This window comes from Maribacter sp. 6B07, from assembly GCF_002700155.1.
Classification (GTDB): domain Bacteria; phylum Bacteroidota; class Bacteroidia; order Flavobacteriales; family Flavobacteriaceae; genus Maribacter; species Maribacter dokdonensis.
The window spans coordinates 327,404-342,636 of sequence record NZ_PDUT01000002.1 but is presented as its reverse complement, the minus strand read 5'-3'; the positions used below and the strand labels follow the sequence as shown (position 1 = coordinate 342,636).

Genomic DNA, 15,233 nt, shown 5'->3' with positions numbered 1-15,233 from the left:
AGAATTATGAGAGGTAAAAATAAGGCTATAACATCATAACTTATGGCTTTTAACTATAATTACCTAAAAACAACATAGTATGAAAATTTTAATAATAGGAGGCAACGGAACCATTGGTAAAACCGTAGTTTCTCACTTTAAAAATGATAATGAAGTTATTATTGCCGGCCGTACAACCGGTGATGTCACAGTAGATATTGCAGATAGCAGCTCCATTTCATCCATGTTTGAAAAAACAGGAAAATTAGACGCCATCATTTGTATTGCTGGAGAGGCAAAATGGGACAATTTCAACAACCTAACGGAAGAAGATTATTATATAGGTTTAAGAAGCAAACTAATGGGGCAAGTAAATTTGGTTCGCATAGGACAACATTATTTAAACAAAAAAGGCTCCATCACGTTAACTACCGGTATTTTAGCCGATGATCCCGTAGTAAAAACAACTAGTGCAGCTATGGTAAACGGTGGTATTCATAGCTTTGTACAGGCGGTTGCCCTTGAATTGGAAAATGAGATCAGAGTAAATGTGGTATCGTCTGGTATGGTAGAAAATGCCTATGAGAAGTATAAAGATTATTTTCCGGGACACAACCCCATTCCTATGCCTAAAGTAGTAAATGGTTATGTACGTAGTGTAAAAGGTAGAGGAAACGGAGAAGTTATACGTTTGTATGATTAATAATGACTTCTTAAAACAAATTATCAACTGTTTTTCTATTTTTTAATTGTGAAGAATAAAATTGATTTTATCCAAAAGTGGGAATACCCACAAGTTGTAGAGGTTTGGGAAGCTTCCGTCAGAGCTACACATCATTTTTTAAATGAAGAGGATATCCAGTATTTTAAACCTTTGATCTTAAACACCTATTTAGATGCCGTAAACCTTCGTGCCTATAGAAACCATGAAAAGGAAATCATTGCTTTTCTAGGTGTTGACCAAAGTAATCTTGAAATGTTGTTCGTACATCCAGATTATAGGGACCAAGGTATTGGGGCATTGTTATTACAATATGCCATTAAAGACTTGAAAATAGACAAAGTAGATGTTAATGAACAGAATGAACAAGCTGTAGGTTTTTACGAACATTATCAATTTAAAACACAAAGCAGGTCAGAGTTAGATGCTACAGGTAAACCCTACCCTATTTTACATATGCAGTTAGAAAAATTTGGCACATAATTTAAAAGCTTTTGACGTTCAGAAGGTTAATAAAATAACTAAATTTAGAAAAGAACTTTCTAAAGTATCAAAAAGAACAAAAACCTTTAAATCATGAACAAACTTCTAGCTACAGTACTACTTGGCGGTCTTGTAATATCTTGTAATACTTCAGATAAAAACAAAGGGACTTCTAATGACAATTCAACCGAGACTACCGAAGAAATTGCGGCTAAAAAATCAAATTTAAAATCTATTGAAAGCGATCAAGATTTAATTGCTACGGCATTAATGACGGCACCAAAAGATAGTAGGGAAAATACTAAAGTTATCGGTTACAATATGGCAGGTGAATTTGTTACGCTAAAGGAAGGTGACAGCGAGTATATTGTACTTGCAGACGACCCAAAGAAAAACGGTTTCAATGCCGCATGTTATCATAAAGACCTAGAACCTTTTATGGCACGGGGAAGAACCTTACGTAACGAAGGCAAATCTTCAGACGAAATTTTTGCCATACGCGAAGCAGAAGTAAAATCTGGTAAAATAAAAATAACTCCCGGTTCTACTTTGCACATTTATTATGGTCCAAATACAACCTTTGACCCTGAAACATCACAAGTTGAAGGTGCTAAACTACGTTACGTTATTTATACTCCTTTTGCCACATCTAAATCGATCGGTTTACCGGAGACACCCTCAGCCCCCAATCACCCTTGGATCATGGACCCTGGCACTCACAGGGCACATATTATGATTTCTCCATTAGAAAATAAAGTAGAATAATACCATTGCACGTCTACTAACGTTTAAGTGATATGACCAAACGAATACTAAGTTACCTTGCTTGGCTTGTTGTAGCTATACTTTTAGGCTTATTTCACATGCGCATAGTTTTAGGACCGGCACCAGAATCAGACCATACTAAATTCTCGTTGTCAAGTATGGTCTATGAATGGGCATTGGTACAGGTTGGCACAATCATTGGCTGTATTATTGCCGTTATATTTATTTTGCTCGATGTTGTATTTCTAAATAACAAACTTAAAGGTAATAGTAAATCAGTACTTTTTAAATTTCTGATTATTTCTATAATTGCTGTTATTGTTGGGGTTACCCATTATGTCTTAGAAGAAGTTGTCAATGTTATTTAGATAAGCAGAGGTATAGATATTGTTACAAACTATATCTTAGCAATATGAATACAATTGATATTAGGACAGTAGATGTTGTTCAATATTTGCAGCCCTTACGGGAAGGAGGCTCTATGCCGGCCATCGTAAAAGCAAATGATGATTTTCTATATGTACTGAAGTTTAGAGGGTCTGGCCAAGGAAAAAAATCGCTCATTGCAGAATTTATTGGTGGAGAATTGGCACGTGCCATAGGTTTAAAAGTACCTGAACTGGTATTTATGAATTTAGAGGACTCCTTTAGACAAACCGAGCCGGATGAAGAAATTCAAGATTTATTAAAGTTTAGTGTTGGGTTAAATCTTGGATTGCACTTTTTATCTGGCGCCATTACTTTTGATCCATTAATTTCTAAGGCAGATGCATTAACAGCATCTAAGGTAGTAGTATTGGATAGCTTGATCAGCAATATAGATCGAACGGCAAAAAATGCAAATCTCTTATTTTGGCACAATGAGTTATGGGTCATAGACAATGGTGCCAGCTTTTATTTTCATCATAATTGGGAAACCTGGGAAAACCATTTATCAAGAACCTTCCCGTTCATAAAAGATCATGTACTATTACAACAGGCCACTGCCCTACCAAAAGCTGCTACAGAAATTAAAAAATTCATAACACCGGAAAAGATTACCGAAATTGTAACCAACATTCCTGAAGACTGGTTAACTAGCGAGTCTGACGTTTTGAATGCGGATGAAAAGAGAGCTGCCTATATTCAATTTATAAACACTAAACTATCAATGATTGATGTATTAGCAAAAGAAGCCGAAGATGCAAGATAGACATACATTTAAGTTTGCCATAGTTAGAATAGTGCCCAAGGTAGAAAGAGAAGAGTTCTTTAATGTTGGGGTGATTTTATTCTGTAAACGAACAAAATTTTTAGATATTAAATATCATATCGACGAGAAAAAATTAAAAGCTTTTTCTCCAGAAATAGAATACGAGATATTAAACGAATATTTAAAGGCATGGAAGCTGATATGTGAGGGTAAAGAAGCAAGCGGACCCATAGGTAAATTAGACCTACCAGATCGATTTGGATGGTTAACAGCTTGCAGAAGCACCGTTATACAAAGCTCCACCACCCGGTCAGGACTAAGTACAGATCCTGAAAAAGAACTTGAAGATATTTTTAATACCTATGTTCTTTAAGCAATCCGTTTATCTTATTATATCAAAGTGCCAACCTAAATTAATGCCTGATCTATTTGAAAACAATAGCTATAGCAAACAACAAAAATAAATATTAAGTTTTATAAGTAAGTTTATTACATTAAATGGACTTACATATCTTAAAAAAGGAAATCAAAACTATTACGCTATGGAATCATCTAAACTTAAAACTATTATTCAAGGAATTCCAAAAGCGGAACTCCATCTACATTTAGAAGGTAGTTTTGAGCCAGAATTGATGTTCGAGATTGCAAAGAGAAACAACATCAACTTACCCTACGATTCCATTGAGTCTGTAAAAGAAGCATACAGATTCAATAACTTACAAGAGTTTTTAGATATCTATTATGCCGGTGCACAAGTATTGTTGCACGAGCAAGATTTCTTTGATCTTACATGGGCATATTTAACCAAAGTTCACAGTGAAAATGTAAAACATGCAGAAGTATTTTTTGACCCCCAGACCCATACAGAACGTGGAGTAGCCTTTGATGTGGTCATCAATGGAATTCATCGAGCCTTAGAAAAGGGAAAAAACGAACTTAATATTTCTTACAAACTCATAATGAGCTATTTGCGTCATTTAAGTGAAGATGCTGCCTTTAACACGCTAGAATCTTCTATTCCTTTTAAAGAAATTATAGATGGTGTTGGTTTAGATTCTTCGGAAATGGGAAATCCGCCAAGTAAGTTTAAAAAAGTGTTTAAAGCATCTGCAGAACATGGATACAAACTCTTGGCACATGCAGGTGAAGAAGGTCCTGCAGAATACATTTGGGAAGCTTTGGATATTTTAAATGTTGAGCGCATTGACCATGGTAATCGTTGTCTAACGGACGAAGCTTTGATAAAAAGACTGGTGAATGAGAAAATTGCATTGACCCTTTGTCCTACCAGTAACGTAGCCTTAAAAGTAATTCAGAAGATGGATGAGCATCCAGTTGCCAAAATGTTGGACAAGGGGATTCTTGCGACCATCCACTCAGATGATCCTGCGTATTTTGGTGGATATATGAACGAGAACTACTACCAGACCGCAAAAGCGCTGAATTTGAGTTTGGAACAAATAGAACAATTGGCCATTAATGCATTTGAAGCCAGTTGGCTAAGTAAGGCATCTAAGGAAAGACATATTACTCAGGTAAAAGAGTATTTTAAATCTCTTTAATCCGCAAGGGGAATAAATATATCAAAAACAGCACCGTTACCAAGAGAGCTCTCTACCCTTATCTGTCCGCTATGGGTAGTCACAATTCTCTTTACAATTGCCAGCCCAATACCGGTACCTTGATATTCTTCATCACTATGTAAGCGTTGAAAGATTTCAAAGACCTTGTTTTCATATTTTTGATCGAACCCAATACCATTATCAGATATTAAAATACGAGAATATTGTCGGTCTTCGTTTAAATTAAGTTCCGGGTAATCCGTTCCGTTAACCACCAAGCCATGTACTTTTATAGTTGGCTTGATTTCATTTTTTGAAAACTTTATGGCATTGGTAAACAAATTAAAAAGCAATTGTTTAAACTGTACAGGTCTCACTGTAATTGGACAGTCTTTTTGAACTCTGAGCAAAGTTTTATGTTCTTTTAATTCTTCACTCAAAATATCCTTTACATCTAAGACCAAGTTTTTTAATGAAACAGTGGTCAAGCTATTATCAATAGATTCCGTTGCTCCATATGCCATTAAATCTTGAATTAGATTACGCATACGACCGGCGGACAAGTCTATTCTTTCTAATTTATGCTTTCCCGCTTCCGATAAATTGTTGAATTCGGTATCACTGATCTGAGAAATGAACATTTGAATTTTGCGCAACGGTTCTTGAAGGTCATGGCTACAAATATGATTAAACGACTCTAGATCATTGATCATCAACTCAAGTTTAATCGTTTTTATTTCAAGTTGATTGGTTCGTTGAAACACCTTACGCTCTAGTTTTTTAGAGAATTTTTTCAGCTTTTTATGAGCACGTTCCAATTCTAACTTATTCTTTCTAAGCTCCAACAAATTAATAACCTGCTCAGATAAAATGTTGAGAGATTCTTTTTGGCTTTGCGTAAGATTTCTAGGTTTATTATCAATAACACATAAAGTACCTAGAGGTAATCCGTTAGCATTCTTTAATGGAATACCTGCATAGAAAACAATATTAGGATCACCTGTAACCAAAGGATTATTTTGAAAACGGCTATCTTCTCTTGCATCTTCCGTAGTAAATATTGGTTCATCACTAGTTATAGCATGAGCACAAAATGCATCTTCAATTGGTGTTTCAGAGGTTTCTAAACCATAGTGAGATTTAAACCATTGCCGCTTATCATCAAGCAAAGTGATCAAAGATATTGGGGTCTGACAAATTTCCGCTGCAAGTTGGGTGAGGTTATCATAATCTTTTTCAGGCAAGGTATCTAAAATAGAATATGAATCAAGAAGAACTAATCTTTCTTTTTCCCTAGGATGGATCTTGGCTTTTGTCATTCTTTTTAAAAGAGCAGTAGGTTTAAACGCAACAAATATAAGGAGCGCTTTATTCAAAAACCTAAATATAATATAATCTTATGGAAATAGTCCTTTGCTAGAAACCCCTCAAAGATTAAATCATCATGATTTAAACTTTAGACATAAAAACTGCAAATACATATCAAGAATAAGAATTCACAATGCAAAAAAACTAGCTATCTAAAATGAAAAAGCCCAACAATATCAATTGTTGAGCTTTCATTATGCGGAGAAAGAGGGATTCGAACCCCCGGAGGTGTGACCCTCAACAGTTTTCAAGACTGCCGCATTCGACCACTCTGCCATTTCTCCTGAGTGCCTCATCAGGTATTCCCTGAATGCGGGTGCAAATATATAAAGGTTTTCTTTTCTAATAAAGCCTTTTCTAATTTATTTTTCATCTAAATACTATTAGCTCTTTTTAAAAAAATGAAAAGGTTGAATTTCAGTTATTTATTACCTTGCCACAATGCATGAACCACTAGTAAGTATTTTAATTCCCTTTAAAAATGTAGCCGAATATTTTGAAGAATGTCTAGATTCTATTCAAAAACAGACGTATACCAATTGGGAAGTAATTGCCGTTAATGACAACTCTAATGACTTAAGTGTAACAATAGCCAAATCATTTGCTGCTAAAGACGCTAGGTTTAAAATACTGGACAATGATGAAGCCGGAATTATAACGGCCCTAAGAAAAGCTTATCTACACAGTAAGGGTGATTATATTTCTAGGATGGATGCCGATGACTACATGGATAAAGACCGTATTAAGGTTATGGCGGAATCATTGACTACTTATGGAAAAGAAACTCTTGCCATAGGAAAAGTGAAATATTTTTCAAAAAAAGGAGTAAATAACGGTTATGACCGTTATGAAAAGTGGTTGAACGAGCTAACCGCAACGGGCGATAATTTTAAGGAAATATACAAGGAATGTGTAATTCCATCCCCTTGTTGGATGGTACATAGGTCTGACTTTGACGCATGCGGTGCATTTAAGCCTAATAGATACCCGGAAGATTATGACTTGGCATTTCGTTTTTATGAAAAGGGCTTAAAATGTTTACCCTGCACCACTACCCTACACTATTGGCGAGATTATGACATTAGAACATCACGTACTAGCGAACATTATGCGCAAAACTACTTTTTAGATATAAAACTACATTACTTCTTAAAGCTTGAATTTAAAGCAAACGACAACCTTGTAGTTTGGGGCGCGGGAAAAAAAGGAAAAACAATTGCCAATTTACTGGTTAAAAAAAATATACCTTTTCATTGGGTTTGTGATAACGAAAAGAAAATAGGTAAGGACATTTATGGTGTACGCCTTGTTCATTTCTCTGCTTTACGCAAATTATCTCACAGTAAAACCATAATTACCGTAGCCAATGAGGAAGATCAACTGAACATTACCTCTTTTTTTAATGAATTGAATAAAAAAACAGCAATAGATTATTTCTTTTTCTGTTAAGCGACCTTCATAAAAATAATAGTGGCAAACTAACAAACTTCTAAATTCAAAATAATTATCTTTGCATTAATCAAAAACAGGAATGCAATTTAAATATCCAGAACTTCTTTGGGGTCTTTTACTACTACTCATTCCTATATTAATTCACCTTTTTCAATTACGAAGATTTAAGAAAACAGCCTTTACAAATGTAAAGTTCTTAAAACAAGTAGTATCGGAATCTAGAAAAAGCAGCACCCTAAAAAAATGGTTGTTGCTCATAACTAGAATGATGTTGCTTGCTGCCTTAGTATTGGCTTTTGCTCAACCATTCTTTGCAAAAGATACGGCATTACAAGAAAAAGAAACTGTGTTCTACTTAGATGATTCTTTTAGTATGAACGCCCAAATTGAAAACGGAAATCTTTTTCAAAATACCATTCAAGATTTCATTAAATACGCACCAACGGACACACGCTTTACCTTGTTTACTAACAAAGAGGTGTTCAAAGATGTAGAGATAAGTGAAATACAGAATGAGCTATTGAATATTAATGTTTCTTCAGAACAATTAAAAATCGATGAAATCATATTAAGGGGAAATACCTTTTTTAGTAAGAACACCGGAACTCAAAAGAACTTAGTTCTTATATCTGATTTTCAACAAAGATTGGGTACCATTTCTAAGACCGACCCTATTGATAATCTTCATATTAAATACATAAAACCGTATAGTAGCTTCATAGCAAATACCTCTTTAGATTCTATTTTCATAAGTAACAGAACCAATGAGAACATTGAGCTAACAGCCTATTTATCAACAAATACAGAAGAAGAATCAATACCAGTGTCATTATTTGACAATGACAAACTTATTGCTAAAACAGCAGCAAAGTTCAATGGATCTAAAAAGACCGAAGTTAGTTTTACATTGAATGCGAAAGAGACTATTCTAGGTAAGATCACCATTTCAGATAATGGATTATCCTATGATAATGAATTTTACTTTAATATTGATAAAAACCCAAAGATCAAAGTACTGGCTATTGGCAATTCTCCTTCAGGGTTCTTAGAACGTATTTATACAGATGATGAGTTTGTATTTACCAACAGTACACTAGATCAATTAAATTACAGCAGTATTGAAAACCAAGATTTAGTAGTTCTAAATGAAATAGAGAACCTACCTAGTTCACTTGTAACAGCATTGAGAACCTTAACTAAAAACGGAGGTAGCTTTACTCTTATACCCGCTGTAAAAGGCAACAACAATTCATACAACGACCTATCTTCGGCACATTATGCCACACAATACGGTAATTCATCAGCCCAGGAATTATCCATATCGGAAATAAAAACGGGACATCCCTTATTTCAAAACGTCTTTGATAAAAAGGTGTCCAATTTTCAGTATCCAAAAGTTAATGAACACTTTAAAATAAGTACCAAAGGTCCTGTTGCCATAGCGCTTCAAAACAATGACCCTTATTTGGTAGGAGATTCTAATGCTTATTTCTTCTCTGCAACATTAAATGCCAACAACTCAAACTTCATAAATTCCCCGTTAATAGTTCCGTCTTTTTACAATATGGGAGTAAACAGTTTAAAAATTCCACCGTTGTATGCCAATCTTGGTACTGATATTTCTGTAGAAATACCACTAAACTTGCAACAAGACGATATTATTAAAATTAGTAGTTCCGTAAATGAGTTTATTCCTCAACAACGTATACTACCTAAAAAAGTACAAATCAATTTTGCCGAAAATCCAAAAAATGCCGGTATTTATAAAGTTGTTCATAACGATAGTATTCTTAGACATATCAGTTTTAATGAAAATAGAAAAGAAAGTGAGTTGTTGTATTCACCATTACCGGAAAACAACAGCAGTACATCCATTTCCAATTTCTTTTTAGAAAGTCAAAAAAACAATGCCATAAACGAGTTTTGGAAATGGTTTGCTATTTTAGCATTGGTATTTGTTATAATAGAAACGTTACTTCAAAGATTTTTAAAATAAGCTAATAACGAACCCTCTGTAGCCCTATGAACATACTTTTAAAATCAGTAACGATAGTAAATGGGAGTACAAATCATCTTCATTTAAAAAAACGCGATATCCTGATTAAAAATGGTATAATAGATGCCATTGAAAGCACGATAGAGCCTAGTGGCAAAACAAAGGTTATTGACATAAAGAACCTACATGTTTCCATCGGCTGGTTTGATAGTGGTGTAAATTTTGGCGAGCCAGGTTACGAGGAAAGGGAGACCATAGAAAACGGATTATTGACAGCTGCAAAAAGTGGATTTACAGATGTAGTTTTAAATACCAGCAGCCATCCAACTCCAGATTCGGCATCGGATATCGTATACCTTAAAAATGCGTCCAAAAATCAGCTAACCAATTTATATCCGCTAGGGAATCTTACCGTAAAAGGAGAAGGAGAAGTTCTTGCCGAAATTTATGACATGAAAAATGCCGGGGCGCTTGGCTTTTATGATTACAAAGCTCCAATGGGCAATGCCAACCTTTTAAAGATAGCCCTGCAATATGCTCAAAATTTTGAAGGTATGGTATTCTCTTTTCCCTTGGATAAAAGCATCTCTGGAAAAGGAATTGTCAATGAAGGCATTACCAGCACCAAATTAGGCTTAAAAGGCATACCTACATTAGCAGAAGAATTACAAATTGCAAGAGATCTTTTTGTTCTTGAATATACTGGCGGCAAATTGTTTATTCCAACTGTATCCTCTGCAAACTCTGTAAAATTAATTGCCGATGCAAAAAAGAAAGGACTTCAAGTGTTCTGCAGTGTTGCTGTGCATAATCTAACGATTACAGACAGTGAACTTGAAAATTTTGATACGCAATTTAAGGTCATGCCACCTTTACGTACTTCTGCTGACATTAAAGCATTACAAAAAGGAGTTAAAAACGGAACTATTGATTTGGTAACAACAGACCATATACCCCTGAACATTGAACTTAAACATGTAGAATTTGACAATGCCGATTTTGGAACCATTGGTTTAGAAAGTGCATTTGGTACGCTCAATGATATATTTGGTGTAGAAGAAACCATAGCTATACTTACCAAAGGACGTTCCATATTTGGGTTGGATGAACCTGAAATTGAAACCGGTAAAGCTGCCAATTTAACCTTATTCACAACTGAAGATACTTTTGAATTCTCTGATGAGCATATTTACAGCTCTAGTAAAAATGCTATAGCTTTAGGTAAGACCTTAAAAGGAAAAGTCATTGGAAGCATTAGAAATAATCAAATCATTTTAAATAAGTAATGGAGAAATCTACCGATGTACCTGGAAAAAATATAGCAGTAATAGCATACTTAACCATAATTGGAGCAATAATAGCTTTATTTATGAACAATGAACCAAAACATACGTTTGCTAGAGTACATACACGCCAAGCTTTTGGATTACACTTAATGTTCCACGGATTTGCTATTTTCTCAAGCGTTTGGTTTAACCAATATGCATTATATGGTTTATACCTTTGTTACATTGTGCTATGGGTATACGGCTTTATTGGCGCCCTTAGCAACAAAGAACAAATTGTGCCTATTGTAGGTCCTTATTTTCAAAAGTGGTTCACCTTTATCCAATAATAAAATGACAACAGCCCCCCTATCCTTAGAACATATTATAAAACCTTCTTCATTGACGGACAAAAAACCACCGGTACTATTTATGCTGCATGGCTATGGTAGTAATGAAGATGACCTTTTTTCATTTGCCTCTGAACTGCCACAGGAATTATGTATTATCTCGGTACGTGCCCCATATATCTTACAACCTTATGGATATGCATGGTATGCCATAAATTTTGATAACGAAAAAGGAAAATGGAGCGATGATGACCAAGCCATAGCATCTCGTGACAAAATAAAAAATTTCATTGACGAAGCTTGCTCCACTTATGGCTTGGATGAAAAAAATGTAAACTTATTAGGCTTTAGTCAAGGTACCATTCTAAGTTATGCCGTTGCCCTATCATACCCTGAAAAAGTAAAGAATATTATTGCCCTTAGTGGGTACATTAATGAAAATATATTGGCTGAAACTTATAAAGAAAATAATTTCGACCATTTAAATTTCTATTCTTCACATGGTGATATGGATCAGGTAATCCCTATTGATTGGGCTAGAAAAGCACCGGTAATATTGGAAAAACTGAACATAAAACATGTTTTTGAAGAATTCCCTGCCGGGCATGGCGTAGCTCCACAGAACTTCTATTCTTTAAAAAAATGGATTTCAACTAAGGTTTAATTACTACGGGTATAAAGCAAGTGATCAACTAGTGTAAAGTCTACACCAAGATCATCTTTTAACTCATATCTGATTAAAAGTTCTCCCCAGTATTTTCCATCGGAAAAATCGGTTAAAATCCATTTATGGTTAAGAACTTTTATTTTATTGATCTTAAAATCGTTCTGCATACCTTCATACGGAACTAATGGATTATCACCTTTTTGCGCATTGGTTTCCAGCAGTTTATCAGCAATATAACCTGCAGGGTTTTCTAAATCCAAGTGATCAAAATAAGCCAAGGCATCATCATTGTTTTCCAATGAAAAATACTGCATATCCAAAACCTTTAAAGATGATGTTTGTACTGAATCTTTTAAAACTTCAACTTGTTTTTCCAACTTAGAGATTTTCTCAGACCCTGCTTTCACTATGTTATTACTACTGACAAATAAGTACAGACATATTAGTGATACAAATAAAAACAGGTAAAGAAATATTTTATTCTTCATAATTAAATGGTGATTGTTAAATTATCGTAAGCCAAATGTACGTTACTCGGTAATGATTTTTCTATTTCATCATGAAAACCAAGTAAGTGGCTTATGTGTGTTAAATATGCTTTTTCCGGTTGAATCAAATCAATAAAGGCAAGTGCTTCTTCAAGGTTAAAATGAGAAATATGCGGCTCAATACGTAGCGCGTTTACCACCACTACCTTAGAACCTTTAATCTTTTCCAATTCTTCTGGGGCTATGGTCTTAACATCGGTCAAATAGGTAAAGTCGCCCACTCGGTAGCCAAATACCTGCACCTTGTTATGCATAACATTAATAGGTGTTACTAATGTATCACCAATTGAGAATGGCTCATTATTTTTAACCAAATTAATATCTACCGTTGGCGCACCAGGATATTTATTTTTCTCTTCAAAAATATAATCAAATCGCTTTTTTAATGAGGTCACTACCCTGCTATGAGCAAACAAAGGAATATTACCTTGCCTAAAGAAATATGGGCGAATATCATCTAAACCAGCCGTATGATCAGAGTGCTCATGGGTGTACAAAATACCATCTAGACGATTAACATGCTGCCTTAGCATTTGTTGCCTAAAATCTGGACCGCAATCAATTACATAGTTAAACTCTTTCCATGAAAGTAAGACAGAAACCCTTAGCCTTTTATCCTTCTCATTACTACTTAAGCAAACAGGATGTGTACTACCAATAATTGGAATACCCTGAGAAGTCCCCGTTCCTAAAAAAGTAACACTTAATTTATTGGTCATGTGCTACAAATTTAATTCCTTTTTAATAAAATTAATGATGGAAATTAAAGAGATTAACATAATTGAGAGGCAATAAAAACAATTACCAAAACTTCTTCCAATTTTTTGGAGCTATTGCCCTTTGTAACAACCATTCTTTATAACTTTGTTAAAAGTTAAACAGCTAACAAAATGGCATCGGTATTAAAAAGAGATAGTGTCTTTGAAAATATTCCTTCTATAAAGGCAAAAACCTTACGAATAAATTTAAATCCGGATATCTACGGAACTTTTGCAGAAATTGGCGCCGGGCAAGAAACCGCCCGTCATTTCTTTAGATCCGGTGGTGCATCTGGTACCATTGCAAAGGCAATGAGTGCCTATGACAAAGATTTTAGTGATGCTATTTACGGTGTAGAATCTGACGGACGCTATGTAACCCAAGCAAGGTTAAAGACCATGCTAGATTACGAAATGCAGTTAATGGAAGAGCGAATTAGTAGGGAAAACCACCCTGACCGATTATTTTTCTCCTATGCGAATACAGTAGCGACCATTGATTTTTCTAAGCGATATAAAGGTCATGGCTGGGTTGGAATCAGATACCAATTAGACCCTAAGCAAAAAGAATTTGACGAAATTATATTACATATTCGTTTTAAGCAGAACGAAGCAAGACTACAACAAGAAACCCTAGGAATTCTTGGTGTAAACTTAATATATGGTGCTTTTTACAAGTATCATAAACCAAAGAAAATGTTGAAATATTTATATGACCATATAGATAAGGATACATTGGAAATAGACATGATCAACTTCTCCGGTCCAAATTTCAAAGAAGTGGATAACCGTTTAATGAGTTTGCAACTTATTAAAAATGACATGACAGATGCTGTAATGTTCGGTCCTGACGGTAACAACCTTTTACCTGCAGCCGTACTTTACAAAAAGAACATATTGGCTTTACGTGGTAGTTTTAGACCCGTAACCAAGGTTAATTTAGATATGTTCGAGAAGTCTTATGATATTTTTATACGAGATAAAGGTGTAGACCAAAATAACACCATTGTCATTTTTGAGATAACGCTTTCCAACTTAAAAGCTTCTGGTGAAATTGATGAACAAGATTTCATGGACAGGGCAGAATTACTGTGTTCACTTGGTCATTCGGTAATGATTTCCAAATTCCAGGAGTATTATAAATTGGTAGAATACTTTAACAATTATACCAAAAACAGAATTGGTCTTACAATGGGTGTAAATAACCTTGTAGACATATTCGATGAAAAGTATTATCGTCATTTAAGTGGTGGCATACTTGAGGCTTTTGGTAAACTATTCTTTAAAGATTTACAGGTATACCTATACCCAATGAAAAACCCAGATACCGGGCAGATCATGACAAGTAACAACGTTAAGGTTCACCCTCGTATGAAAGAATTGTACAAATTCTTTAAATACAATGGTAAGGTTATGGATATCATTGATTACGAACCAGACGTTATGCATATTTTCTCTAGAGATGTGCTTAAAAAGTTGATGAACAATGAAGATGGCTGGGAAGAAATGTTACCAGAAGGTATTGCCGAAATTATAAAACAAAAACAATTATTTACTAGAAAAACCGAAGATCAAGAAGCTGAATAAGTTTTCTACCTTCGATTCCAAAAAATAAAAAATGCCCACAATAGTGGGCATTTTTAGTGTTTTAAAAGTCTACAAAATTAATCTAATAACTGAGCTGCGTGGTCCTTGGTCTTTACCTTATCTATCACTTTAGCGACTATCCCCTCTTCATCAATTATAAAGGTTTTTCTATGAATACCATCATATTCGCGACCCATAAATTTCTTTAAACCCCACACGCCAAAAGCATTGATTACCGTATGGTCCTCATCTGCCAATAATGGAAAAGGAAATTCATATTTGTTTCTAAAATTTGTTTGTCTTTTTTCAGAATCGGCACTTACTCCTAAAAGTTCATAACCTTGTGATTGTAATTCCGCATAATTATCGCGTAAATTGCAAGCCTCTGCGGTACAACCAGGTGTACTTGCTTTTGGATAGAAAAATACTATTAGTTTTTTTCCTTTATAATCTGATAAATTCACAGTATTGCCATCTTGATCTTTAGCAGAAAATGATGGTACTTTATCACCAACTTTTAACGTATTCATCTATGATATT

The 15,233-nt window shown here is 34.6% G+C and carries 17 protein-coding genes and 1 tRNA gene; 13 read left to right on the top strand and 5 right to left on the bottom strand.

What is annotated here, in order from left to right:
* The first annotated feature begins 79 nt into the window (after positions 1–79).
* From CSC80_RS11200 to CSC80_RS11170, 7 genes are all read left to right on the top strand, one after another.
* On the top strand, positions 80–682 hold the full coding sequence (locus CSC80_RS11200) for a short chain dehydrogenase (protein WP_099191873.1): 603 nt from the start codon (positions 80–82) through the stop codon (positions 680–682).
* 48 nt (positions 683–730) lie between these two features.
* Positions 731–1,183, top strand: coding sequence for a GNAT family N-acetyltransferase (locus CSC80_RS11195; RefSeq protein ID WP_099191871.1), 453 nt, complete (start codon positions 731–733; stop codon positions 1,181–1,183).
* Positions 1,184–1,276: 93 nt separating this feature from the next.
* Positions 1,277–1,948, top strand: coding sequence for a hypothetical protein (locus CSC80_RS11190; RefSeq protein WP_099191869.1), 672 nt, complete (start codon positions 1,277–1,279; stop codon positions 1,946–1,948).
* Between the two features lie 32 nt (positions 1,949–1,980).
* The gene (locus CSC80_RS11185) at positions 1,981–2,316 is read left to right on the top strand and encodes a hypothetical protein (protein WP_099191867.1); all 336 of its coding nucleotides are present in this window, start codon (positions 1,981–1,983) and stop codon (positions 2,314–2,316) included.
* A gap of 44 nt (positions 2,317–2,360) precedes the next feature.
* A complete protein-coding gene (locus CSC80_RS11180; RefSeq protein WP_099191865.1) occupies positions 2,361–3,140 on the top strand; it encodes a HipA family kinase in 780 nt (259 codons plus the stop codon).
* Entirely contained in the window at positions 3,130–3,513 is a 384-nt protein-coding gene (locus CSC80_RS11175) for a DUF3037 domain-containing protein (RefSeq protein ID WP_099191863.1), read from the top strand. Before CSC80_RS11180 ends, CSC80_RS11175 begins: the two co-directional genes overlap by 11 nt.
* 169 nt (positions 3,514–3,682) lie before the next feature.
* Positions 3,683–4,702: an adenosine deaminase gene (locus CSC80_RS11170; protein ID WP_099191860.1), complete on the top strand. Its 1,020-nt coding sequence runs from the start codon at positions 3,683–3,685 to the stop codon at positions 4,700–4,702.
* On the opposite strand, the gene CSC80_RS11165 is transcribed toward CSC80_RS11170, so the two are convergent.
* Both CSC80_RS11165 and CSC80_RS11160 read right to left on the bottom strand, forming a co-directional pair.
* Positions 4,699–6,021 (bottom strand): ATP-binding protein, encoded by a 1,323-nt coding sequence (locus CSC80_RS11165; protein ID WP_099191857.1) that lies wholly within the window; start codon positions 6,019–6,021, stop codon positions 4,699–4,701. The genes CSC80_RS11170 and CSC80_RS11165 overlap by 4 nt on opposite strands.
* Positions 6,022–6,269: 248 nt before the next feature.
* A tRNA-Ser gene (locus tag CSC80_RS11160) sits at positions 6,270–6,354 on the bottom strand.
* Between the two features lie 157 nt (positions 6,355–6,511).
* Here CSC80_RS11160 and CSC80_RS11155 point away from each other — a divergent pair.
* The 5 genes from CSC80_RS11155 to CSC80_RS11135 all read left to right on the top strand — a co-directional run bounded on the left by CSC80_RS11155 (position 6,512) and on the right by CSC80_RS11135 (position 11,797).
* On the top strand, positions 6,512–7,519 hold the full coding sequence (locus CSC80_RS11155; protein ID WP_099191855.1) for a glycosyltransferase family 2 protein: 1,008 nt from the start codon (positions 6,512–6,514) through the stop codon (positions 7,517–7,519).
* An 82-nt stretch (positions 7,520–7,601) separates the two neighbouring features.
* Complete coding sequence (locus CSC80_RS11150; RefSeq protein WP_099191853.1) at positions 7,602–9,518, top strand: BatA domain-containing protein; 1,917 nt, start codon at positions 7,602–7,604, stop codon at positions 9,516–9,518.
* Positions 9,519–9,544: 26 nt separating this feature from the next.
* Complete coding sequence (locus CSC80_RS11145) at positions 9,545–10,804, top strand: dihydroorotase (RefSeq protein WP_099191851.1); 1,260 nt, start codon at positions 9,545–9,547, stop codon at positions 10,802–10,804.
* A complete protein-coding gene (locus CSC80_RS11140) occupies positions 10,804–11,133 on the top strand; it encodes a hypothetical protein (RefSeq protein WP_058103174.1) in 330 nt (109 codons plus the stop codon). The genes CSC80_RS11145 and CSC80_RS11140 overlap by 1 nt, the downstream gene beginning before the upstream one ends.
* Before the next feature lie 4 nt (positions 11,134–11,137).
* The gene (locus tag CSC80_RS11135) at positions 11,138–11,797 is read left to right on the top strand and encodes an alpha/beta fold hydrolase (RefSeq protein WP_099191849.1); all 660 of its coding nucleotides are present in this window, start codon (positions 11,138–11,140) and stop codon (positions 11,795–11,797) included.
* Here the strand turns inward: CSC80_RS11135 and CSC80_RS11130 are convergent.
* The gene (locus CSC80_RS11130; RefSeq protein ID WP_058103176.1) at positions 11,794–12,288 is read right to left on the bottom strand and encodes a hypothetical protein; all 495 of its coding nucleotides are present in this window, start codon (positions 12,286–12,288) and stop codon (positions 11,794–11,796) included. The two genes, CSC80_RS11135 and CSC80_RS11130, sit on opposite strands and share 4 nt — an antisense overlap.
* 2 nt (positions 12,289–12,290) lie before the next feature.
* Complete coding sequence (locus tag CSC80_RS11125) at positions 12,291–13,067, bottom strand: MBL fold metallo-hydrolase (protein ID WP_058103177.1); 777 nt, start codon at positions 13,065–13,067, stop codon at positions 12,291–12,293.
* Positions 13,068–13,238: 171 nt separating this feature from the next.
* On the opposite strand from CSC80_RS11125, the gene CSC80_RS11120 reads away from it, so the two are divergent.
* Entirely contained in the window at positions 13,239–14,693 is a 1,455-nt protein-coding gene (locus CSC80_RS11120) for a hypothetical protein (protein WP_058103178.1), read from the top strand.
* 77 nt (positions 14,694–14,770) lie between these two features.
* Here the strand turns inward: CSC80_RS11120 and bcp are convergent, their stop codons facing one another.
* Positions 14,771–15,223: a thioredoxin-dependent thiol peroxidase gene (bcp, locus tag CSC80_RS11115; protein ID WP_091605144.1), complete on the bottom strand. Its 453-nt coding sequence runs from the start codon at positions 15,221–15,223 to the stop codon at positions 14,771–14,773.
* Positions 15,224–15,233: the final 10 nt, after the last annotated feature.

Excerpts from the sequence above, each read along its gene's own strand:
- CSC80_RS11200 (WP_099191873.1), top strand. The coding sequence starts at position 80 with ATGAAAATTTTAATAATAGGAGGCAACGGAACCATTGGTAAAACCGTA.
- CSC80_RS11190 (WP_099191869.1), top strand. The coding sequence starts at position 1,277 with ATGAACAAACTTCTAGCTACAGTACTACTTGGCGGTCTTGTAATATCT.
- CSC80_RS11185 (WP_099191867.1), top strand. The coding sequence starts at position 1,981 with ATGACCAAACGAATACTAAGTTACCTTGCTTGGCTTGTTGTAGCTATA.
- CSC80_RS11180 (WP_099191865.1), top strand. The coding sequence starts at position 2,361 with ATGAATACAATTGATATTAGGACAGTAGATGTTGTTCAATATTTGCAG.
- CSC80_RS11175 (WP_099191863.1), top strand. The coding sequence starts at position 3,130 with ATGCAAGATAGACATACATTTAAGTTTGCCATAGTTAGAATAGTGCCC.
- CSC80_RS11170 (WP_099191860.1), top strand. The coding sequence starts at position 3,683 with ATGGAATCATCTAAACTTAAAACTATTATTCAAGGAATTCCAAAAGCG.
- CSC80_RS11165 (WP_099191857.1), bottom strand. The coding sequence starts at position 6,021 with ATGACAAAAGCCAAGATCCATCCTAGGGAAAAAGAAAGATTAGTTCTT.
- CSC80_RS11155 (WP_099191855.1), top strand. The coding sequence starts at position 6,512 with ATGCATGAACCACTAGTAAGTATTTTAATTCCCTTTAAAAATGTAGCC.
- CSC80_RS11150 (WP_099191853.1), top strand. The coding sequence starts at position 7,602 with ATGCAATTTAAATATCCAGAACTTCTTTGGGGTCTTTTACTACTACTC.
- CSC80_RS11145 (WP_099191851.1), top strand. The coding sequence starts at position 9,545 with ATGAACATACTTTTAAAATCAGTAACGATAGTAAATGGGAGTACAAAT.
- CSC80_RS11140 (WP_058103174.1), top strand. The coding sequence starts at position 10,804 with ATGGAGAAATCTACCGATGTACCTGGAAAAAATATAGCAGTAATAGCA.
- CSC80_RS11135 (WP_099191849.1), top strand. The coding sequence starts at position 11,138 with ATGACAACAGCCCCCCTATCCTTAGAACATATTATAAAACCTTCTTCA.
- CSC80_RS11130 (WP_058103176.1), bottom strand. The coding sequence starts at position 12,288 with ATGAAGAATAAAATATTTCTTTACCTGTTTTTATTTGTATCACTAATA.
- CSC80_RS11125 (WP_058103177.1), bottom strand. The coding sequence starts at position 13,067 with ATGACCAATAAATTAAGTGTTACTTTTTTAGGAACGGGGACTTCTCAG.
- CSC80_RS11120 (WP_058103178.1), top strand. The coding sequence starts at position 13,239 with ATGGCATCGGTATTAAAAAGAGATAGTGTCTTTGAAAATATTCCTTCT.
- bcp (WP_091605144.1), bottom strand. The coding sequence starts at position 15,223 with ATGAATACGTTAAAAGTTGGTGATAAAGTACCATCATTTTCTGCTAAA.